Here is a 21,038-nt window from a genome sequence, read left to right on the forward strand (position 1 = left end):
ACTGCTTATTAAAATTAAAATCGTACTAATTAAAAATGCATTTGGCAGTTGGTAATCTTCTAACCAATCTGGTCTATTACTACTTACAATAAATGCACTGGTCCACCCAGCAAATGTCATGATTAAGGAAATTAACCCGAACCAAAGCATAACTTTCTTTGCTCTGTATGTTTTTTCTTCTAAAGTACCTTCTGTTAAATCCATATTATCTTAAAAATTTATCTAGTACATATATAATTTGAATTAGCGTAATGTAAGATACACTGGCTAACATTAATTGTTTTGCAGCTAAAGCAGTCATCTTTTTAAATAAAAGAATAGCGTAATATAACATTACTAATCCAAAAAGAAATACAATTACGGCTGCTAATGGTGTTAAAAATAATTTCCCTGTAAAACCAAAAGCGGGTACTATAGATACTATAATGGTCCAAACAGTATACATTATAATTTGTACAGCAGTACCTTTATCGCGTTTTCCAGTTGGTAACATAAAGAAACCACCCTTCTTATAATCCTCAAACAAAAACCAACCAATAGCCCAAAAGTGAGGAAATTGCCAGAAAAACTGCCACATAAACAATACACCTGGTTCTATTCCAAAACTATTTGTTGCTGCAACCCAACCTAACATAAACGGAATAGCCCCTGGAATGGCTCCGACAAAAACAGACAATGGCGTTTTTGTTTTTAACGGCGTGTACACACACGTATAAATAAATATAGATATAGCGCCAAACATTGCTGTTTTAGGATTAATAGTGTACAATACTATAATACCTAATAATGTAAATACAGATGCAATTATAAATGCCATATTTACAGACATCCTGCCGGCAGGAATAGGCCTGTTCTTGGTGCGATCCATTAAAATATCCAAATCTTTTTCAATAATTTGATTGAATGAATTAGACGCCCCAACCATAAAATAGCCACCAATACCTAATAAGATTAGTGTTTTTAGATCAACCGTATCCACACCCAACAAATATCCAGTTAAAGAAGAGAACACCACACTTATAGATAAGCGCATTTTAGTGATTTCTTTAAAATCTGAAATTAGAGAATGGGTCTTAATAGACGATTGTGTACTACTCAAGGTGTCGATTACTTATCGCTTTAATTAATTTAAAGTGCGCAAATATACTTTGAAAAGTTAATTCTACAAATCAAAATACCAATTAAATAGGTCGCTGCGTAAACCTACATTAAACCATACGGTATTACTTTGAAAAGTTGTTGAGGTTATGGCATCTGGGTCGAAATTACGGTAACTAATGTTTGTAAACAGCTTTAAATTGGTCGCCGGATTAATTAAATAGCCTGCTTGCAGTTCTGCATTTACCGTTTTTGTTTTAATACCTTGCCCTATTTTAACATTAGTATCGTAAGGTCTATCGTTATAATCTTTATAAATATCGCCTCCATAACTATAGCTATCCTCATCGGTATCGTAATCTAATCCTCTTACACCTACTATTAATTTAGCATCTGCAAACCAACGCTTATAATTGTAACGTCCTATTAAAATAAACTCTCTAAAATTGGCTCCCCACAAATGTGCCATAGATTGATTGTAGTTACCGTAGTTTAGTGTAATGGTATTGTGTGAATAGGTATAAGGACGCACTTGATTATATTCTGCTTGTAGCATTAAATTATCAACCTTAAACGCATTGTAGTATTTATATCCTATTTGGAAACCGTATTTATTTTTCCAACTTTTATCTCCGCCAGTAACATCATCCAAAGAAAATTCATCTAAAATAAATTGTCCGTATAGATTCATATTATCGTTTAGCTTATACTTCGAGGTTAGTCCTAAAAGGGCATTTCCTGCACCTTGACCCGTTTCAAATTCTATAGCACGTAAAAAGATAATTGGGTTTAAATAATTAACATCAAAACCTCTATCGTTGGTATTTCGCCACACTACAGATTCAAACAATCCAATATTTAAGCGTTTTGTAACATTTAAGCTTAAATAATGATTAGACATGTATTTGGTTAAATAGGTTTTATCTTCTACAACTTCATCTCTAACATCTTTTAACCATAACCATGTACTGGTATATTTTAATTTCCAAAACGAGACATTCAACTTTAAGAACGGAGAAGGAATAGACACATCGCTTAACAATAACGAGCGATACCCATCTCCTATAAAGTTTTTACCATGACCAAATTGTACGTTTAAAAACTTTGCTGGCGAATAGGACATATAAGCTTCTGCTACTGGATAATCATAAGCATCTGTTTTATATGCTTTGGCAATACCACGACCAGGAATTATGGCTGGATCTGGTCCCCAAGCTTGTAAACTTTCAGCATATTCGTTGTAATACTGCGCAAATCGTCCTTGACTTTCATAAAACGAGGTTGAGAAACTAAAGTTTTTTCCTAAGCCTCCCTGAAAATTTACACCTCGAGTATTGTTATAAGTATAATTAAAATCGGCTTCTGTATCTTTTCCGACTTGTAAATCGAAAATAGGATCTGCAGTAAACCAATAATTTTCACCTTCTACCTCTACCAAATGATCGTTCCAGAATTTACGTCCTAACCACGTTGATACGTCTTTCTTTGTCAGTGCTTCTTCGGCTTCAAAATCGTAGTAATTACTAACATCTGAATACAATAATGGTTTAGATCCGGTATGACTATTTGTACCCACAAGATTGATATTTCTATCAAACTTCGCATAATAACTGTGACTAAATGGAATATTTAGCGTGCTTTTAAACTGCCTTTTTGTATTAAATTTAACCGACTTATTAATACTATCTAATTCGTTCTTTACACGGTCTTCTATAGGATTAATTGCAGCTACAGTAGCAATTGGTTCTGTCTGTTGCTGATAAGCAACTAAAGGAATCTGGATTTTAACCGAATATTGCTTAAATACAGGATTGCCATTATAAAGTGCTGGCTTTATATTTGGTAGAAGATTAAATACACGTCTCGCTTCATCTTGAAGAGACTGATACATCGCGTCTGTATATAATACTTTAAAAGCACCAGATTTATCTACTTCGAAAAGCACTATAAGTTCCCCTTTATATTGATCTTGAACAACCTCTTCTGGCATTTGAAATGCATGATAAACAAAATTATAAACAGTTTCATCGAAACACGATTGCAGATTGTCAAGCGTTGAAGCTTCGCAATCTTTAAATACAGGCGGTTTCTCGGAAAAGTGTTGTTGTATTTGTTGGTTTTGTGCATACTGCAAGATAGGGCATGCAAGCAGTAGTATTACAAGTAATGATTTCATAAAAAATGATAGCAATTAGTTTAACGCCGAAAGATACTATTTTTTAAGAAGACAGAAATTAAAAAAGCCGATACGATTACACATCATATCGACTTTTAATAGGTTTTCTAAGCGTTTTAATTCTGAACCTTAAATAAAATAGGCATAGTATACATTACACTTACATTTTTATTACGTTGCTTTCCCGGAATCATAGTTGGCACTTGGCCGATAACACGTTTTGCTTCGTTCTCTAATGTTTTATTTGGCGCACGTGCTTTTACATCAGTAACCTCTCCTTTATTATTTATTTTAAACTGAACATGTATTTTTTGAATACCAGTAAGTCCTTCTTCTGAAGCTAAATTGACATTAAATTTTTTTTGAATTAATTTAGAAAGCTTTTCAGACATACACGTTTTACGGGCTTCGTTAGATTTTGAAGATTCACAACCTGGAAACACTGGAACAACCTCAACACCCATCATATTAAAAATTTCATCTTCATCTTCTGGAACCTCTACAATATCAAGGTCGGATGCATCTTTTAAAACTGGTGCATCATCGGACTGAGTAAACACATCTTTAAAATCTGTTTCAACTGTAGCATCATCATCTACAATAATAGGTGTATCGCTTAAAATGGTTTTTTTAACAGTTTTTTGCTCAATGGACGGCGCATCTTTAGGTGCTTCATAAATTATAAAATCGTCCATCATGTATTCTGAAGATTCTTCAATATTTGCAGCATAATCTACCTTAGGTAAGGCATCCTGCTTAAAGGACGTTTCCAGCAAACCGTAGACTAAGAGTAAACACACAATTAATCCAATTTGGAAATAAATCATCGTGTTGTTTTTAAGCTGCACATCCTTACTGCGAATTACATCGCTTTTATCGTTGTTTTTAGACAACAACAATTCTTTTTGCTTTAAATCTGTCATAATATTTAAATTTAAATGTTAATATTATGATAAATTAACAATAAGCGTGCCGCAAAAAAAAAAAAAAAATCCCGATACGAAATGTATCGGGATTTTTATATAAACAATATTGTTGTATTTAATCCTGTACTTGGAATACAATTGGAAGTGAGTAAGGCACAATTACAGCTTTACCACGTTGCATTCCTGGCTTCATTTTTGGTAATTTATTAATTACACGAGCAGCCTCTTGTTCTAATTTAGGGTGTGGTGCTCTTGCACGTACACCTGTAATGTTACCATCTTTACCAATTTTAAAGATTACGTTAATACGTTGTCTTCCTGATAATCCTAATTCTCCAGCTAAATCTGTATCGAAATTTTTCCCAACAAATTTTGAAATTTTATCTGACATACATTTTTTCTTATCAGCATTACTTCCTTTTTCACATCCTGGAAAGACTGGTACGTTTTCAATAATTGAGAACGGAACCTCTACATCTTCGTCTACTTCTTCAATCTCTATATCCTCTACTTCTGCAATTTCTTCTTCCTGACTTGTCTCAGTAGATTCAATTACAGTTTCTTCAACCTCAACCTCATCTTCTACAACCTCAATAACTTCTGGTGCTGCTGGTGGCGGTGGTGGCGGTGGCGGTGTGTTTAACTGCTCAGTAATTGGAATTTCTTCTTCCAATTCTTCATCCATATTAATCATACCGATATCGATAGCTTCTTTATCGTAAGTTTTGTAATTGATAGCAAAATTGGTTAAGGCTAACATTATTGCTAAACCAATCGCAAAGTATAAAGCACTGTTACGAGAAACATTTGCTTGAGGATTTTTCTTAGGTTCCATAATATATTGTTTTCAGGATTGCTAAAATAACCATTTATTTGGCAAAAAAGCAAACGTTTATATTTATTTATGTTCAGTTTTCTTCTTAATCGCTAAAATTAAGAGCATTATAATTACTCCGGCACTGTTTGCTGCAATATCTAAAACATCAAATTGGCGTGTTTCTGTAAAATTCCCTTGAAGATATTCTATTAATACACCAAAACTTATTGAAAATAGACCTGCACTACATAGTGCTTTTATTTGTGACCACTTGTAACCGTATTTAAATACGATATACCAAACTAATGCAAGCAAACAATATGCCAAGAAATGAAATGCTTTGTCACTATTTTTAGGACTGCCCTCTGTGATATTGTTTAAATTAACCAAACTCAGCGTTGCTAATGCAAACGTATAGAGTAAAGCTGCTGGAATTAGAACGGATTTTTTAAGCACCTATTAAGGCTTTATAATCTGCATCTGACAATAATGTTTCAAGCTCTTCTGGATTACTAAATTTAATTTTAATCATCCATCCGCCTTCATAAGGATCAGAATTTACAACTTCAGGCTCATCTTCTAAACCTTCATTAAATTCTATAATCTCACCAGATAAAGGTAAAAACAAATCAGAAACGGTCTTTACAGCTTCCACTGTTCCAAAAACGTCTTCAATGTTTAAAGTTTCATCTACAGTTTCTACTTCAACATATACAATATCACCTAATTCGCTTTGTGCGAAATCTGTAATACCTACTGTAGCTACATCACCTTCTATTTTAACCCACTCGTGGTCTTTAGTGTACTTTAATTCTGATGGAATATTCATTTATATAAAATTTAAATTAGGTTTAACAAATGTATTTATTCAAGTTAGAATATCAAACTTAAATGCTTTAATTCCCAAAATTATAACGTAAAGTTAAACCAGTACTTAAAGTGGTCTGCGGATACGAGGTTGATATCGCATATTCTGAGAAACTATAATCGAAATAAAAGATCGCAGATAAGTTTTTACTGAACGTATAATCTGCAGTGTATTTTAACGCCCAAATGGTTTGTCCTGATGTAATTTGGGTATTATCTAAATCTAAATATCTAATGATGGTTTGATTATCTCTGAAAGACACATCTGCTTTCATGTTAATATCACTCACTATGGTTTGATTTGGACCGGCTAGTTTCGATTTCATTCGAACATCTTTAATTCTGTACCCTAATCCTAAAATGTACTCGTTACCGACAATCTCTGTCATTAAATTGTTGTCGAAACTTAAGGATAGTAATCTATCTTTTTGAAGCTCGGCTAAAACCTTTATAGAATTATTCATTTCGAAATCTATACGGACTAACGGACTAAACATTTCTGTTAGGTTAATATTACTGTATAAATTCTTGTTTTTATAATCGCCAGATTCATTAAAAACATCGTCAGACTGTTCTAAATAATCTACAGAATAATCTACATTACTATAATTTAAATTACTTGTAAATTGATTAATAGTATAGGTTGATCTATAACCGTGACTTATAGAAAATCTTTTAAAACGTTTTTTAAACCAAGCCATTTTCATGAAACCTGTATATTTTAAATCCCAGTTTGGTAACGGTACATTTCTAAATGCTCCTAAACTTACACCACCTGGATCTTCGCCTAAATAAGCTGATAAAAATGATGGTAATAATACAGCTTGATTGGTTTTTCCGAAACCTAAAGCATAGCTATTAATATCTCCATCCTCGAAGTTATCTGGGTTGGTCATATCTACACCTGCACGTTCTGCTAAACGTCTAGATATGGTTAATCTATTGGCTTTAAAATCGTCGAAGGCTTTAGACTCTGATGCCGTACTTTTTCCGAAACTCTTAATCATGATGGTAGACACATTAAAATTACCATATGTATAAGGTGTTAAAGATTCGTATTCGTAATTATTATCGACCTCATTAATCACATAATTTTCGGTTAGACTTTCTGAATACAAACGATTAAATAATAAATCAATTTTTAAATCGCTTACAGGTTCTAAATTTGCCGAGATATCTAACTGTCTGTTATGTGTTTCTATATATTGCTCGTTATAATCTTCATATAAGGTTAACCAACCATTACTAGCTGCTATTTGCCTAACATCGTCTTGACTACCTAAGGTATATCCAAATGTAGGCTCTACAGTTCCAAAAAATCCTGGTGTTTGTAAATATCCTGGTATGTAGGTACCATTATTTTCTTGATAATTTAGTTGCACACGTTTTACCATGGTCACCAAATCGATTCCTGCATTTAGCAAAGTGTTACTTTTCTTTTTAGCAGATGCTTGCTCTGCAACAGGACCGCCATCTTGAGGTAAATCTCGAGGCGATGGTCTTGACGTAGTTACACGAGCCGTTTTCTTTTTAACCAAACCTACATATTTATACAGCTTAGTTAAGTCCATAGACGTATTTATGTTATGCACATTTGCATTCTGTATGCTGTTACCCAGATCGTAAGTTTCTCCATCTATCTCTAGGTCTCCATACAAGTCTGATCCTTTTTCCCATTGAAAATCTCCGGTATATGAATAAGTTGCCTGTAAAAAACTTAAAAACGGTAGTTTATACAATGGTAATTCATAATTTATACCAAGTTGTTGGTAGAGAGTATTAGGTTCTCCCATATCGAACATGCCATCCCAAACATCTAAGCTGGCATCTTGCAATTCGTTAGTATCATCTGTATAATAATTCTTTACAATATTACTTCTAGAAGTGGTATAATTAAGCTGTAACGCACGTGTAAGATTGAAACTAAACGCATACTGAAAATCGAAGGTATAATTACGTCTATATAAATCTTCTACTCCAATATTTCCTTCTACAAGCTCTACTTCTCTATAGGTTTGTTTGTTATAATCTCTTAAGAAACTAGAACTCACCGTAAAGGTTGTTGGTAAATAATTAAAGTTGAAATCTTTTAATATTTTCCAATATTTCCCTGTAAACAAAGAGTCGTTATTTTTGAAAGGTTCGATGGTTTTTGGAGTAAAATTATAACCGTAGTTAGCACCTAAATTAATAGTTTCTTCTACAGAACTCTCGATATCAAAATCGTGATGATTTACTTTATTATACGAGTAGTTTAAAGTAAAGTTTTCTACATCGTAAAAATGAGGTTTAGTCTCTTTGGTTCTAATCTTCCTTACTCCAATAAAGTTGATACTTTTTCGCTTAGTATAATCTTGATTAACGTTTAATACAGAATCTTTATTCGTGGTACTTTCTAAAATAGCATCTAGTTCAATATCCTGATAATATTCGTCATATTTAGGAGTCGATGTTTCTTCACTTACACCATAAGTAAACGGAATTTGCACGCCCCATTTTTCTGGTAATAATTGCCCTAAATTTACATTAGCAACTAAATCATACTGCACCACATCTTCCAAACTACGTTCTGTAGAACTTTGCTCTATTGTACCAAAACCAGCCGTACTCTGACTTCCTGTTACACTTAAACTTGCAAAATCTGCAATATTGGTATCCATGCTTACAACAGCTGCCCAACCTCCTTCACTATCCATATCGGATAAGCGCAATTCGTTAAACCAAAACGTACCACATTGCTCACTAGTAGACCCGTTTTTTATTCCTAGCATTAAAGTTCTAACATCACCTGAACTCGGATTTCCTTTAATACCAATACGATGTTGCCCTAGCACATATCCAGAATACGGATCTTCTACCAAACTTAATTCATCTTCAATCACATCGTAAAACGTAGGATCTTCACTAGATAATGTACCTGCTGCTAGTCCTAAAGATTTCGCTTCTTGTAGCAAATCTAAAGACAGATTAATTTCGTTATTTTCTGGCCAAAGTGCTTCACTAGAAGAGCCTGTACTTACCTCTAACGGAATTTCTATTTGATAATAATTCTCTGTTAAATCACTACCCATTCTAATAAATGCCACAGGGTAATCACTTAGTCCAAGAGCGCCGTCATCTTCAGCATGGACAAACATTTGTAAATTGTTATACTGGCGCATATCTAAAGTGATGCTTTTATAAACACCTCTAGAATCTTCAACCTCTAAACCACAAACATCTAACACTAAAGACTGCTCGTCTTGCTCAATCACCGTGTTATTACTATATAATTCTTCTGGTTCTACATCTGGTGGAGACTCATAAATTCCGTCATTTTCTAACGTACTAATTACACCTACAGAAAACTCAGTATTTTGGTCGTCTGGAGAAATATCATTATCGTCTAATGCTAATGTATAACGAATCCAATCACTTCTAACTAAGTCTAAAGTTCCAAATCGGAATACGGTTGTATCTGTAAAATCTTTTAAATAAATACGAGCAAAACGCACCGATCTCAAATCTGAAATACCACCAATAGCTGTAGCGTTATCATCTTCTACTGGAATTCTAAATTGATACCATCTTACGTTTGTACTTTGTCCGTTTGGTAAGGTTCTAGACTCTACTTTAATATCTTTTATATATTCACTTAACGGGTTTGAATCTGGAATATTCCCTACGTCGCTCGCATTATCTGGTAAATTTTGTGGTGTTAATTCTAGTTCGTATTCGTAATAACTGTTTATGGTATTCATTGTGTTATCACGGTTAATATCTTCTACATCTGGTAGAGTTGTAGATCCTCTATTGGTATCTGTAAACACATCTGGAGAGTTCCCATCTAATCCATTATAATACTTATAACGATTAAAAATATCTCCCGTTGTATTTAAATAATACACATAATTATCATTAGAAGGATCGGCCCCGAAGTCTGTTCCAAAAACGGCTCCTTCATCTGTATCGTCATAACCATCATACCCAACATCTTGGTTTGTACGTTCTGTACCTTCTGTATCGAAAGCATAAACTAACGATTGGTTTTGAGGGACAACAGTTCCCCATGCGGTTGTTGGAAGTATGGAGATATCGCCATCGTCAGGCAATCCGTTTTCGTATTGTTTTTTTCCGTCTTTTATAACATCTTCAGAAACATTCCCTAAGTTAAATACTAATTTCCCTCCTGGATTAGATTCATTTTCCTGAAAAGGATCTTGTAACCAAAACTCGATATACTCTACATTAGATTGTTCAAAATCTGTAGTACTTAGCTCCCTAGTAATTCCTGCCCAACTGTATTGCGGGTCTTGAATTACACCACTTTTAGTATTCGGATCGAAATTATAAGGCCCACGTTCTTGAGGATAATACGCTAAATCTAAAGTACTTATTACTGTAGATTGGCCTGAGGCAACATCTTGTTCTGGAAACAGTTCGTCTATGTAAACACGACTAGTATATAAACTAGACATATCATCATCAGTCATATCCGACGGACGTTCACTAGTGTAGAAAAGCGGATCAATAGTATACCAGTTTAACATGGCACGTTGATATCCGTTTTGGATTCCGTTAGAATCTTCATTAGTATTTCCTGGTACACCTAGGTCTAAAGGCCTACTAGCTAAAGTCCATGAATCTTGAGTTAATAAAGAAATATCACTTTGTGTACCTTCAAAATCATCGACATACACGGTTGATTCTCCATCAAAATCCGAACCTGAAGACGTTCCCGGAATTAAATAGGCAAACTCACCTTGTACAGAAACATTAGATGGCACATCTGTATCTATATTTGGTAATTTATTAACTAAACGAGTTAAAAACGGTAACTCTGTCGAGTAATTTCCGTTAATACCAAAAATGGTATTATTTATAGATTCTGAACTATAACTTGATTTTTGAGTAATGGGTTTTTCATTTAAATTTAAAATGGTAGCGCCTAAAACAAATTTATCATTAAACTGGTGCTGAACATTTAACCCCATAAAAGTTTTGGTTTGCTGACCAAAAAGCGAATTATTTTCTGTAGAGACTTGTATTGGTGTATCTGAAGCTTTTAAAGCTTCATCTAAAATCTCTACGGTTCCCATTTGATAATCGACAGTATAATCTATCCCCTCTATCAATTGGCGTCCTCCTGCGGTAACCGTTACCGAACCTCTTGCTACATTGTAAGCTCCAATAGAAATACCATCACTTCCTGAAGAAGTATATTTACCAACTAACTGGAACTTGTTCTTCTCGGCATAATCTAAAGCATTAGTTTTTGTGACTTGATATAACTCATTATAGACGTATTTTTTCTGATTCTCGTTATAAGTACTAGGAAAATCGTAATCTTCAGATCCTGTCGCTACATCTAAAACATCGAATAAATACTCTCCAAAAGGCTCTACTTTAGTGAATATAATTTTTCCTTCAGAAGACATAATAGTGATATCTTCTTCATAATCGAAAAATCCGTCTCCTTTGGTTTGAGGGTCTCCATTATAATCTAGCTTATCAAAATTAAATAATCGTAATAAGGCTACTTCTTCAATAACATCACCGTTAAAAGTTGTCCCAAAATCACCATTAACCGGCGTTATAAAGTTTAGTGCAGATGCATCTTTATAATATATATTTAATTTAAAATCTTCTTCTGATAATTGATATCCGCCAGTATCATAAATGTTCTTCATCATCAGTTTCCAAACAGGCTGAGCGACACTGGTTGTAGAACTTTTAAGTAATTTTAAAACTAAATTGTTATTGGTTACTACAGTTTGGTCTCCACTATCATCTATACCTGTTGCATCTACTCCATCACTAGCAAATTCCCCAACCTGATAGACTTTTCCGCCTACAGTAAATTGGAAAGCTACCGCAAGGATATCGTCACTACTTAATCGCTGACTTAATGAAATATACCCCAATTGGGTGTTAACGGTATAATCTGTATTCTTAACTAATTTATCTGCATTTTCAAGCTTACCATAATCGTATCCTTCGCTCGTTCCTGATACTAAAATCCCAGATTGCACTGTAGATACTTCTCTTACTGCCGAAGTTAATTGAGAGTTGGCATTCCCAATCGCGGTAGGGTCAAAACCATTATTTCCGTTATCTGGATATGCGCCAGAGCTGGCATACACATTAACGGCAGAGTTTATAAATTCGGGATTAGATTCTCCTAAATCTTGAAACGCTACAATATTTCTAACATTATCGGTTTCGTTAGTTCTATTAGTTTTCCAAACTTCAATATTTGTAATTTGAATGTTTGAATTAATAAACGGATAGTTTGATAAAGCAGCATCATACTTTTCTCTAAAATACTGAGCTAAGAAAAAGTGCCTGTTCTCGTCGTAGTCTCTTGCATATAGTTCAAATTCTTCTGAAGTCCCACCACCTTCTGAGATGACAGTGGTCGTTTCTGAATTCTGTTGAGAAAATACACCTGTAACTGTAGTTTTACCAAACTTTAATTGTGTTTTAACTCCAAATAAACTTTGTGCTCCCGTAATTAACGAGCTATTTAAAGGCATACTAATATTACCGACTTCAATTTTCTGAACAATATCGTCTTCGGTAGGTGTATATTCTAATTTTACTAAATTCTGAAAATCGAAAGTCGATTCTGTATCGTAGTTTGCTGTAACTTGTAAACGTGTTCCTACTTTACCAAGCAAACTTAAACTTATACGCTGATCGAAATCGAAACTAAAATTACTTTGGTTTTGAGGAGAAAACGACGGATTATCTTGTTTAGAAAATAATACACCTAAATCCATTTCTACAGAACCTTGTGGAATCACTTCAATAGTACTTCCTCCAAAAACAGATTCAAAGAAGCTTGAATTTACATAAAATTCTGGGAGCAAATTTTTCTTAGCATCTTCTGATCCTTCTTTTTTACCATCGAAAGCATCAATTTTTTGCTTGTAATACGATTTTAAATTCTCTGCTTGTACCAATCTTTCGTACTCTGCAGGTGTTAGTATTATGGGATAATTTATATTGAATTCGCCAACCGTTTCGGTATAGATATAACGATCTGTAAACGCATCGTAAGTATATTTAGACTCTATACTTGATGGATTATTCATATGTATACGCCCTAAAGCATGACCAGTTTTAATGCTATCTTGTTCTGTCGCAGGAGCAACCTGAGCAAAAGCACTGGCACTTACTAAAAACAGAACAAAACAAAGAAGATATATTTTTGTTGTGAAATTAATAGCGTTAAAGTGAGTTGTATTCAAAATGTATTATAAATTTTTTAAAGCTTGTTTTATGATGGATTCTACGGAAGCATCTGGCTCTGTCTTTAAAATTTTCTCGACAGCACGTTCTGCTTGTTTCTTAACAAAACCAAGAACTTCTAAAGCAGATAACGCTTCATCCTTGTTGGTATTGTTTGCAGACACAGAAACTTCATCAATATCGTATATCTTTAAAACTTTATCCTTTAAATCTATAATTACACGTTGTGCTGTTTTTACTCCAATTCCTTTAATAGATTGAATTAAGGCTACGTCTTCTTTAGCAATACCTTCGCGAACTTGCTTAGGTGTTAAAGACGATAGCATGGTACGTGCTGTTCCGGCCCCAATACCACTTACAGAAATTAATAGTTTAAACATATCACGTTCAGCAATAGAAGAAAACCCATACAATGTATGGGAATCTTCTTTTACTAAAAGTTGAGTATATAATTTTATATTTTCCTGATCAGGAATCTGAGAATATGTGTGTAGAGAAATGTTTAGAAAATAGCCCACACCATGACAATCTATTACGACATCGGTTGGGTTTTTTTCTACCAATTTCCCATGAATATGTGAAATCATTTGTTAGTTTTCTTATAACTTCAAATGTAACATTTTTTTTCACATATTAAATCACTGTACGTTAATCATTACGACTTAACGTTTACGCTTTTGTTGTGCGTCTACCACAGCAATTGCCGTCATGTTTACAATTTCATCTACACTAGATCCTAATTGTAAAATATGAACGGGTTTACGCATACCTAACATTATTGGTCCAATAGACTCTGCATTGTTTAAAGATTTCAACATTTTATAAGTAATATTTGCTGAATCTAGATTTGGAAAAATTAAAGTATTTACTTTTTTACCTGCTAATTTAGAGAACGGAAATTTCTCTTGAAGCAACTCATTATTTAAAGCAAAATCTGTTTGTACTTCTCCATCTACAATCAAGTTTGGATACTGTCTGTGTAAAAACGAAACCGCTTCGCGTATTTTTGCAGCTCCAGGATTGTTTGATGACCCGAAGTTAGAATACGAGGTCATGGCAATTACAGGATCTAAACCAAACATTTTTATGGCTTGCGCAGTCATAGTAGTAATGGTTGCCAAATCTTTTGCAGAAGGATCTACATTTATGGCCGTATCACTTAAAAACATCGGGCCACGTTGTGTCATCATCAAGTTTGTAGTTGCCACACGTGTTGCACCTTTAGCCATTCCAATAACTTCCAACATAGGTTTTAATACTCTTGGATATGCTCTAGAAAACCCTGAAATTAATGCATCTGCATCGCCTTCACTCACCATCATTGCAGCAAAGTAGTTACGCTCGCGCATTAAACTCTCTGCAGAATAATACGTTACACCACGACGCTTACGTTGCTCCCAGTAAACATTTGCATAACGCGATTTACGTTCTTGTTCTTCATCAGATTTTGGATCGATAATCTCTAAATCGGCATCAAATTCAATCTCTTCCATTAAAGCTATAATAGTATCGCGACGTCCTAATAAAATTGGAATAGCAATACCTTCTTCTAAAACGATTTGAGCTGCTTTTAAGACTTCTATTTTATCTGCTTCAGCAAATACCACTCGTTTCGGATTCATTTTAGCACGATTAAATAATAATTTAATCAACTTATTATCTGTTCCTAATCGTCCTTCTAATTCAGATTCGTAATGATCCCAATTTAAAATTGGTTCTTTTGCAACACCACTTTCCATAGCTGCTTTCGCAACCGCTGGTGGAATTTTTACAATTAATCTTGGATCGAATGGTTTTGGAATAATATAATCCTTACCAAACGTTAAACGGGTTTCGCCATAAGCGATATTTACTTGTTCTGGAACGGGTTCTTTAGCTAATTCGGCAATAGCAACTACGGCTGCCATTTTCATAGCTTCGTTAATTTTAGTTGCACGAACATCTAAAGCGCCTCTAAAAATGAAAGGAAAACCAAGCACATTATTCACTTGATTAGGATGATCGCTTCGGCCAGTTGCCATAATAATATCATCTCTTGTATCTATAGCCAATTGATATTCAATTTCTGGATCTGGGTTAGCCATGGCAAATACGATTGGATTATCGGCCATGATTAATAACATGTCTGGAGTAACAACATCGGCCATAGATAGTCCGATAAACACATCGGCATCTTTCATGGCATCTGTTAGCGTATTTATATCACGATCTGTCGCAAATTCTGCCTTCTCTGCAGTTAAATTATCACGGTCTTGACGGATTACACCTTTACTGTCGCACATCACAATGTTTTCTCGACGTGCACCAAAAGCTTGGTATAATCGTGTACAAGAAATAGCTGCTGCTCCAGCACCACTAATTACAATTTTAGCATCTTCAATCTTCTTTTCTGTAATCTCTAAAGCATTAATTAACGCCGCTGCAGAAATTATAGCAGTTCCATGTTGGTCGTCGTGCATAACAGGAATATCTAATTCTGCTTTTAAACGTCGCTCAATTTCAAATGCTTCAGGTGCTTTTATATCTTCTAAATTAATTCCACCAAAGGTTGGTGCAATCATTTTAACCGTCTGAATAAATTCTTCAACATTTTCTGTTCCTACTTCAATATCAAACACATCAATATCTGCGAAAATTTTAAATAACAATCCTTTTCCTTCCATTACTGGTTTAGAAGCTTCCGGACCAATATTTCCTAGCCCTAAAACTGCAGTACCGTTAGATATTACAGCGACTAAGTTACCTTTAGTGGTGTACTTGTATACATTTTCTTTGTCTTTTGCTATTTCTAAGCAAGGCTCTGCAACTCCTGGCGAATACGCTAGTGCTAAGTCTCTTTGGGTAGCATATTTTTTAGTTGGAACGACTTCTATTTTACCTGGCTTAGGTTTTGCGTGGTAAATTAGTGCTTCTCTTCTCTTGCTTTGTTTACTCATAGTTACTGGTATTATAGACTAACAAATGTATGAATCATTACGGTTAAACTCTAATCTAATTTTCACGAAAACGATATTGTTTTATTAATTTAACAATAAGCAAGTCTCAATTTAAGAATAACATTGTTTATTTAACAATAAATATAAAATACTTAAATATTCAAAGATAGATTTAAACAGCTAGCTGTACTTTAGTAGGTTTTTATTTTTAGAAGGTTTAAATCAAACACCTAGCATAAATGCTATTGGGTGTAAAATCAATTCCGTTTCGGTTAAACAGATCATTAAAAAGCAACTATTTTTACATGCTTTATTTAAGTTAATTACTATCTTAAATAACTTGGGTGTTAAAATTTAATATAATCAATGCGAATAAAATACTTGTTTTTAATAGTGTTTGTGGTCTTGGCGAGTTTACCTACTCAAGCACAAGTTGTTAAAAAAGATAGTACTCAGATTTATCAGAAAATTCAGAATTATTCTAAAGGAAAAAAATTTACCAAAGCCATACATAAACTAATTTTTAAATCTACTGATGGTAAAAAGTCTAAAAAAAATAAGGTAGAATCGAAACCAAATCTAATTTCGTTTCAGGGAAATCCCATAAGACGCATAACAATTGAAACCTTAGATCCTTTTGGGTATTCTATAAAAGACTCTACTCAGGAACCCACCAAATGGATAGATAAATTCGGGAATAAGATTCATATTAAATCCAAGCAATTTGCCATTAAGAACTTATTGCTTTTTAAAGAAAAAACACCTTTAGACACTTTGTTGTTAAATGAATCTGAACGACTTATACGTTCTCAAAGTTACATTAGAAGTGTAAAAATTGAGGCTACTAAATCCAATCAAGATTCAGATTCTATTGATGTTAAAATTCGAGTTTTAGACTCTTGGAGCTTTATTGTAAAAGGTTCTATCTCTACATCTAAAACTAAAATAGACCTTGAGGAACGAAATTTTCTGGGGTTTGGACATGAATTTAATAATTCCATAGAAAAACGGTATGATAAAAATAATACAGGCTATCAATTTAACTACATAGTTCCCAATATAAAGAACTCTTATATTAGAACAGAAATTGACTACGATATTGATCTTGATGGCTTTTATGAAAAAAGTTTAAATATTGAAAGAACGTTTTATTCACCTTTAACCAAATGGGCTGGTGGCGTATATATAGATGAACAATTCCGTAGAGATTCATTACCTAATGCTCAAAACAATCTTGGTTATGAAAATTTTAAATACAGAACTAATGATTTTTGGGCGGGATACGCTTTTAAAATTTTTAAAGGAAAATCTATTGAAGAACGCACCACCAACCTGATAACCTCATTGCGCTATATTAATGTTGATTATAAAGAGTCTCCAACAGTGGCTTACGATTCTATTCATTATTTTTCGAACGAGAATTTCTATTTAAGTAGTGTAGCAATAGCTTCTCAACAGTTCGTACAAGACAATTATATTTTTAGAGATGGTATTATTGAAGATGTGCCAATTGGTTTAATCGCTTCAGTAACCTCAGGATATCAGAGAAAAAACAAAGAAAACCGATATTATGTTGGTACTAGTTTTACAGTTGCAGAGTACTTTAAATGGGGATATTTAAGTGGTTCTATTGGTCTAGAAACATTTTTTAATCATTCCAAGTCAGAACAATCAACCATAAATATCGGAGCAACTTATTTTACCAACTTAATTTCTATAGGTACCAAATGGAAAATGAGGCAGTTTATAAAGCCACAGCTTAATTTGGGATTTGATAGATTAAACACGCTTGCAGATCGTGTTTCTCTTAACGAAAACACAGAGCCACTAGGTTACGACCGGAATTATACCTTACGTAATAAGTACAATGCAGGAATTCCTGGTTTTGATGCTAATATTTACGGTACAAAAAAATTACTTATTGCCTCTCAAACTCAATTTTATTCGCCTTGGGATGTCTTAGGTTTTAGGTTAAATCCTTATGTAAATTTTACTGCGGGCACCATTGGAGATGACTATAATTCGCTTCATAATGGTAAAATTTATTCCTCTTTTGGAATTGGTGTTATTGTACGAAATGATTATTTAGTATTTAGCTCTTTCCAATTATCTCTTTCTTATTATCCTGAAATTCCTGGACAAGGGAAAAACATTTTTAAAACCAATTCTTTTGAAACTGACGATTTTGGATTTCAAGATATTTCTATTGGGAAACCTAGCACGCTTTTATATCCTTAATAGGATTAATTATACAAAAGCACGCCTGAAAATTTACATTCTCAGGCGTGCTTAATATTCTTGTATTATGTAAACTGACAATTATTTGTTCAGTATTTCTGCGCCTTCAGGAGCAGAAAAGAAATTATCCTCTACCGTTGGGGCAAAACTAATGTCGTCTACAGTGATTTTAGTTATATATTCTCCCATTCCATCTTTTTCTTTTGGAGCAGACCAATAGGTTTTAAACCCTGTAGCCAAAACAATACCGTCTACAGTGGTACGCCCTTGAGTAACTGTTAATTTTTCTGGAGCATGTCCGCCATTTGGAAAATACTCTGGATACGAAACTATGTATTTAAAAGCATCTACTAAATTAGTCTTAGCATTAATATATAAAATATAGTAATCGTCTGGGGCAGATCCTACGCCAGCATCATAAGTCGCTTTAATTACGTTCTGCATTTCACCATTAAATTCTTGTTCAGGTAACAATTCTAAATTAACACCTTGACCATCTAACACAAAAGGTTGTCCAGAAAAATATAAAGGTGTTAAGGCCCAAAACTGAGTATCATAAGTAAAAGATGTACTATCTTTTGCTACCACCCAAGCTTCTTCGCCATCCCAACCGTAACTGTTTGAAGGATCTGTCATACTATGATGTCTCGCTTTATTACTCCATGTATCTATGGTTTGATAAGAATCTCTTACCCCTTTTCCACTTAGTGGTTCGTAATTAAAATGAAAAGAAAAGTACCCGTTAGCAAACCATTGTTCTAATCCACCATGCGCTTCCATAGCACTCCATAAGACCTTACCTGCTTCTGTACTATCTAATTTTATATGAGCTTTTTCTACTCTTTTTTCTATCCATGAATTTGGAATATTATATTCTGATGCCACAGTTTCTGTTTCAGTATTAACTGATGGAATTTCTTTTTTTGGAGCCTCTTTACAAGCCACGAAACTTAGTACTAAAAATAAGCCTAGAAGTGTAGATGTTGTCTTCATTTATATCGTTGTTTAATTTATTATAGTCGATTAAAAATACTTTCCTTTCAAAATACAAAAATTATTTTTTTTATGGACTGCATTGCAGTTAAAGCTACAGCTCGAGTACATCTTTCTATCCAGTTCTACTTTAAAAAACTAATATTCCGTTTTAATCCAGCAAGCTTAGTCCGCTTGACAGCAGATTTCTGAAATATGGTTTTAAAGGTATCTTCAGTAATATCTTCCCAATCGCTTTTAGTCATACTTAATACGTCAGGATGTGGATTAAAAAGTGGTTCGTTATGTGGTTTAGAAAACCGATTCCAAGGGCACACATCTTGGCAGATATCACAACCAAACATCCAGTCTTCGAATTTACCTTTTTCAGATTCTGGAAGTTGATCTTTTAATTCTATTGTAAAATACGAAATACATTTACTGCCATCTACCACATAGGGTTCTGTAATTGCATCTGTAGGACAAGCATCTATACATTTTGTGCAACTCCCACAATGGTCTGTAGTTATACCATCGTAATTCAATTCTAAATCGATAATCAGTTCAGCAATAAAATAGAACGACCCCACTTGTTGTGTTAGTAAATTACTATGTTTTCCAATCCATCCTAAACCAGATTTTGCAGCCCATGCTTTATCCAAAACAGGTGCAGAGTCTACAAAAGCTCTTCCATCTACCTCTCCTATTTCTGTTTGAATAGTGTGAAGTAATTCCTTTAATTTCTCTTTTATAACAAAGTGATAATCCTTACCATAAGCATATTTTGAAAGCTTGTAAGTGTCTTTTGTTTGACATTCATGCGGATAATAATTCAGCAATAAAGACACTACCGATTTTGAACCTTCTACCAATTTAGTCGGATCTAAACGCTTATCGAAATGATGTTCCATGTACTGCATTTGTCCATGGAAATTTTTATTTAAGTATGCTTCTAAACGTGGAGCTTCCTCTTCAAGAAATTGTGCTTTACTAATCCCACAAGACAAAAAACCGAGGCGTTTGGCTTCTGCTTTAATAATATGGGTATGTTCAGATTTTAAAGACATGTAGTTTTAATCTTGTTATTTATGTCTCTTTTACTGCTACAATTACAGTCTCCGAAGGGTTAAAACCATTAAAATGATTATCGTCTTCAGTAAAAGACCTGACTTCTACCTTAAAGCCAGCTTTGCGTAATCGCAAAGTTAAACCTTCAACCGAATAAATTCTTAGATGATCTTCTTGTCCAAAATATTTTAAGCGTGCTGCAGGTGTTAAAATAGTATCGTCTTCATAAATTTCGCCCATTTTAAACGGAGTTTGTATATAACACATCCCTTCTGGCTTTAAAACACGATAAAGCTCTTCCATAGCTTTAACATCTTGTTGGATATGCTCTAAAATATGATAACAGATAATAACATCATAGCTATTATCTCCTATATTTATGGCTTCAATATTATAATTTTTATCTGCCACAAACTCTCCCATATAATCAGATGACTCATAAGTAACGGAGCTTATTTTAGACAATCTATTGCTTAAACTTTTAGAAGGCGAAAAATGTAAAATTTTTTTATCGGTAACTTGATTTTCTAGCATAGAGAATAAACGTCGTGTTCTTGGAAGACTTCCACAATTTGGACAAAGCTTATCCCCTGTTTTAAGTATTACAAAATTTGTCAATTTAAATTGGCAAATATTACATTGAAAATTATTTCCTCGATAAAATATAGAAATCAAAGCACGAAATGCCTCTTGATTGTTTCTTAACC

Annotated in this window: 13 protein-coding genes and 1 pseudogene; 1 reads left to right on the top strand and 13 read right to left on the bottom strand. The window is 33.7% G+C overall.

Translation table 11 applies throughout. The annotated features are described in order from the left end of the window. The 10 genes and pseudogenes from AST99_RS16120 to AST99_RS16165 all read right to left on the bottom strand — a co-directional run. A pseudogene (locus tag AST99_RS16120) lies at positions 1–204 on the bottom strand (cytochrome c oxidase subunit 3); the annotation flags it as partial. A 1-nt stretch (position 205) separates the two neighbouring features. After that, positions 206–1,099, bottom strand: coding sequence for a heme o synthase (gene cyoE, locus AST99_RS16125; protein ID WP_057783522.1), 894 nt, complete (start codon positions 1,097–1,099; stop codon positions 206–208). Between the two features lie 63 nt (positions 1,100–1,162). Next, positions 1,163–3,274, bottom strand: a complete 2,112-nt coding sequence (locus tag AST99_RS16130) for a hypothetical protein (RefSeq protein WP_057783524.1) — start codon at positions 3,272–3,274, stop codon at positions 1,163–1,165. Positions 3,275–3,390: 116 nt separating this feature from the next. Beyond that, positions 3,391–4,197 (bottom strand): energy transducer TonB family protein, encoded by an 807-nt coding sequence (locus AST99_RS16135; protein ID WP_057783526.1) that lies wholly within the window; start codon positions 4,195–4,197, stop codon positions 3,391–3,393. A gap of 118 nt (positions 4,198–4,315) precedes the next feature. Beyond that, complete coding sequence (locus tag AST99_RS16140; RefSeq protein WP_057783529.1) at positions 4,316–5,035, bottom strand: energy transducer TonB; 720 nt, start codon at positions 5,033–5,035, stop codon at positions 4,316–4,318. Positions 5,036–5,098: 63 nt separating this feature from the next. Continuing rightward, positions 5,099–5,473 (bottom strand): VanZ family protein, encoded by a 375-nt coding sequence (locus tag AST99_RS16145; RefSeq protein ID WP_057783531.1) that lies wholly within the window; start codon positions 5,471–5,473, stop codon positions 5,099–5,101. Beyond that, positions 5,466–5,846, bottom strand: a complete 381-nt coding sequence (gene gcvH, locus AST99_RS16150; RefSeq protein WP_057783533.1) for a glycine cleavage system protein GcvH — start codon at positions 5,844–5,846, stop codon at positions 5,466–5,468. Before gcvH ends, AST99_RS16145 begins: the two co-directional genes overlap by 8 nt. Positions 5,847–5,913: 67 nt before the next feature. Then, entirely contained in the window at positions 5,914–13,116 is a 7,203-nt protein-coding gene (gene sov / locus AST99_RS16155; RefSeq protein ID WP_057783535.1) for a T9SS outer membrane translocon Sov/SprA, read from the bottom strand. Between the two features lie 6 nt (positions 13,117–13,122). Further along, the gene (ruvA, locus tag AST99_RS16160) at positions 13,123–13,704 is read right to left on the bottom strand and encodes a Holliday junction branch migration protein RuvA (RefSeq protein ID WP_057783537.1); all 582 of its coding nucleotides are present in this window, start codon (positions 13,702–13,704) and stop codon (positions 13,123–13,125) included. Positions 13,705–13,779: 75 nt separating this feature from the next. Further along, positions 13,780–16,053 (bottom strand): NADP-dependent malic enzyme, encoded by a 2,274-nt coding sequence (locus tag AST99_RS16165; RefSeq protein ID WP_057783538.1) that lies wholly within the window; start codon positions 16,051–16,053, stop codon positions 13,780–13,782. A 366-nt stretch (positions 16,054–16,419) separates the two neighbouring features. On the opposite strand from AST99_RS16165, the gene AST99_RS16170 reads away from it, so the two are divergent. Further along, positions 16,420–18,291 carry a BamA/TamA family outer membrane protein gene (locus tag AST99_RS16170; protein ID WP_069727871.1) on the top strand — a complete coding sequence of 624 codons (1,872 nt, stop codon included), beginning with the start codon at positions 16,420–16,422 and terminating at the stop codon, positions 18,289–18,291. An 81-nt stretch (positions 18,292–18,372) separates the two neighbouring features. Here the strand turns inward: AST99_RS16170 and AST99_RS16175 are convergent, their stop codons facing one another. From AST99_RS16175 to AST99_RS16185, 3 genes are all read right to left on the bottom strand, one after another. After that, positions 18,373–19,284: a hypothetical protein gene (locus tag AST99_RS16175; RefSeq protein ID WP_057783542.1), complete on the bottom strand. Its 912-nt coding sequence runs from the start codon at positions 19,282–19,284 to the stop codon at positions 18,373–18,375. 125 nt (positions 19,285–19,409) lie between these two features. Further along, the gene (gene queG, locus AST99_RS16180; protein WP_057783544.1) at positions 19,410–20,330 is read right to left on the bottom strand and encodes a tRNA epoxyqueuosine(34) reductase QueG; all 921 of its coding nucleotides are present in this window, start codon (positions 20,328–20,330) and stop codon (positions 19,410–19,412) included. A gap of 19 nt (positions 20,331–20,349) precedes the next feature. Continuing rightward, the gene (locus tag AST99_RS16185) at positions 20,350–20,949 is read right to left on the bottom strand and encodes a class I SAM-dependent methyltransferase (protein ID WP_232301638.1); all 600 of its coding nucleotides are present in this window, start codon (positions 20,947–20,949) and stop codon (positions 20,350–20,352) included. Positions 20,950–21,038: the final 89 nt, after the last annotated feature.

The organism is Formosa algae (assembly GCF_001439665.1).
GTDB classification, from domain to species: domain Bacteria; phylum Bacteroidota; class Bacteroidia; order Flavobacteriales; family Flavobacteriaceae; genus Formosa; species Formosa algae.

What these genes read in the sequence shown, in the direction of transcription:
- AST99_RS16130 (WP_057783524.1), bottom strand. Translation starts at nt 3,274, where the DNA reads ATGAAATCATTACTTGTAATACTACTGCTTGCATGCCCTATCTTGCAG.
- AST99_RS16135 (WP_057783526.1), bottom strand. Translation starts at nt 4,197, where the DNA reads ATGACAGATTTAAAGCAAAAAGAATTGTTGTTGTCTAAAAACAACGAT.
- AST99_RS16140 (WP_057783529.1), bottom strand. Translation starts at nt 5,035, where the DNA reads ATGGAACCTAAGAAAAATCCTCAAGCAAATGTTTCTCGTAACAGTGCT.
- gcvH (WP_057783533.1), bottom strand. Translation starts at nt 5,846, where the DNA reads ATGAATATTCCATCAGAATTAAAGTACACTAAAGACCACGAGTGGGTT.
- ruvA (WP_057783537.1), bottom strand. Translation starts at nt 13,704, where the DNA reads ATGATTTCACATATTCATGGGAAATTGGTAGAAAAAAACCCAACCGAT.
- AST99_RS16165 (WP_057783538.1), bottom strand. Translation starts at nt 16,053, where the DNA reads ATGAGTAAACAAAGCAAGAGAAGAGAAGCACTAATTTACCACGCAAAA.
- AST99_RS16170 (WP_069727871.1), top strand. Translation starts at nt 16,420, where the DNA reads ATGCGAATAAAATACTTGTTTTTAATAGTGTTTGTGGTCTTGGCGAGT.
- AST99_RS16175 (WP_057783542.1), bottom strand. Translation starts at nt 19,284, where the DNA reads ATGAAGACAACATCTACACTTCTAGGCTTATTTTTAGTACTAAGTTTC.
- queG (WP_057783544.1), bottom strand. Translation starts at nt 20,330, where the DNA reads ATGTCTTTAAAATCTGAACATACCCATATTATTAAAGCAGAAGCCAAA.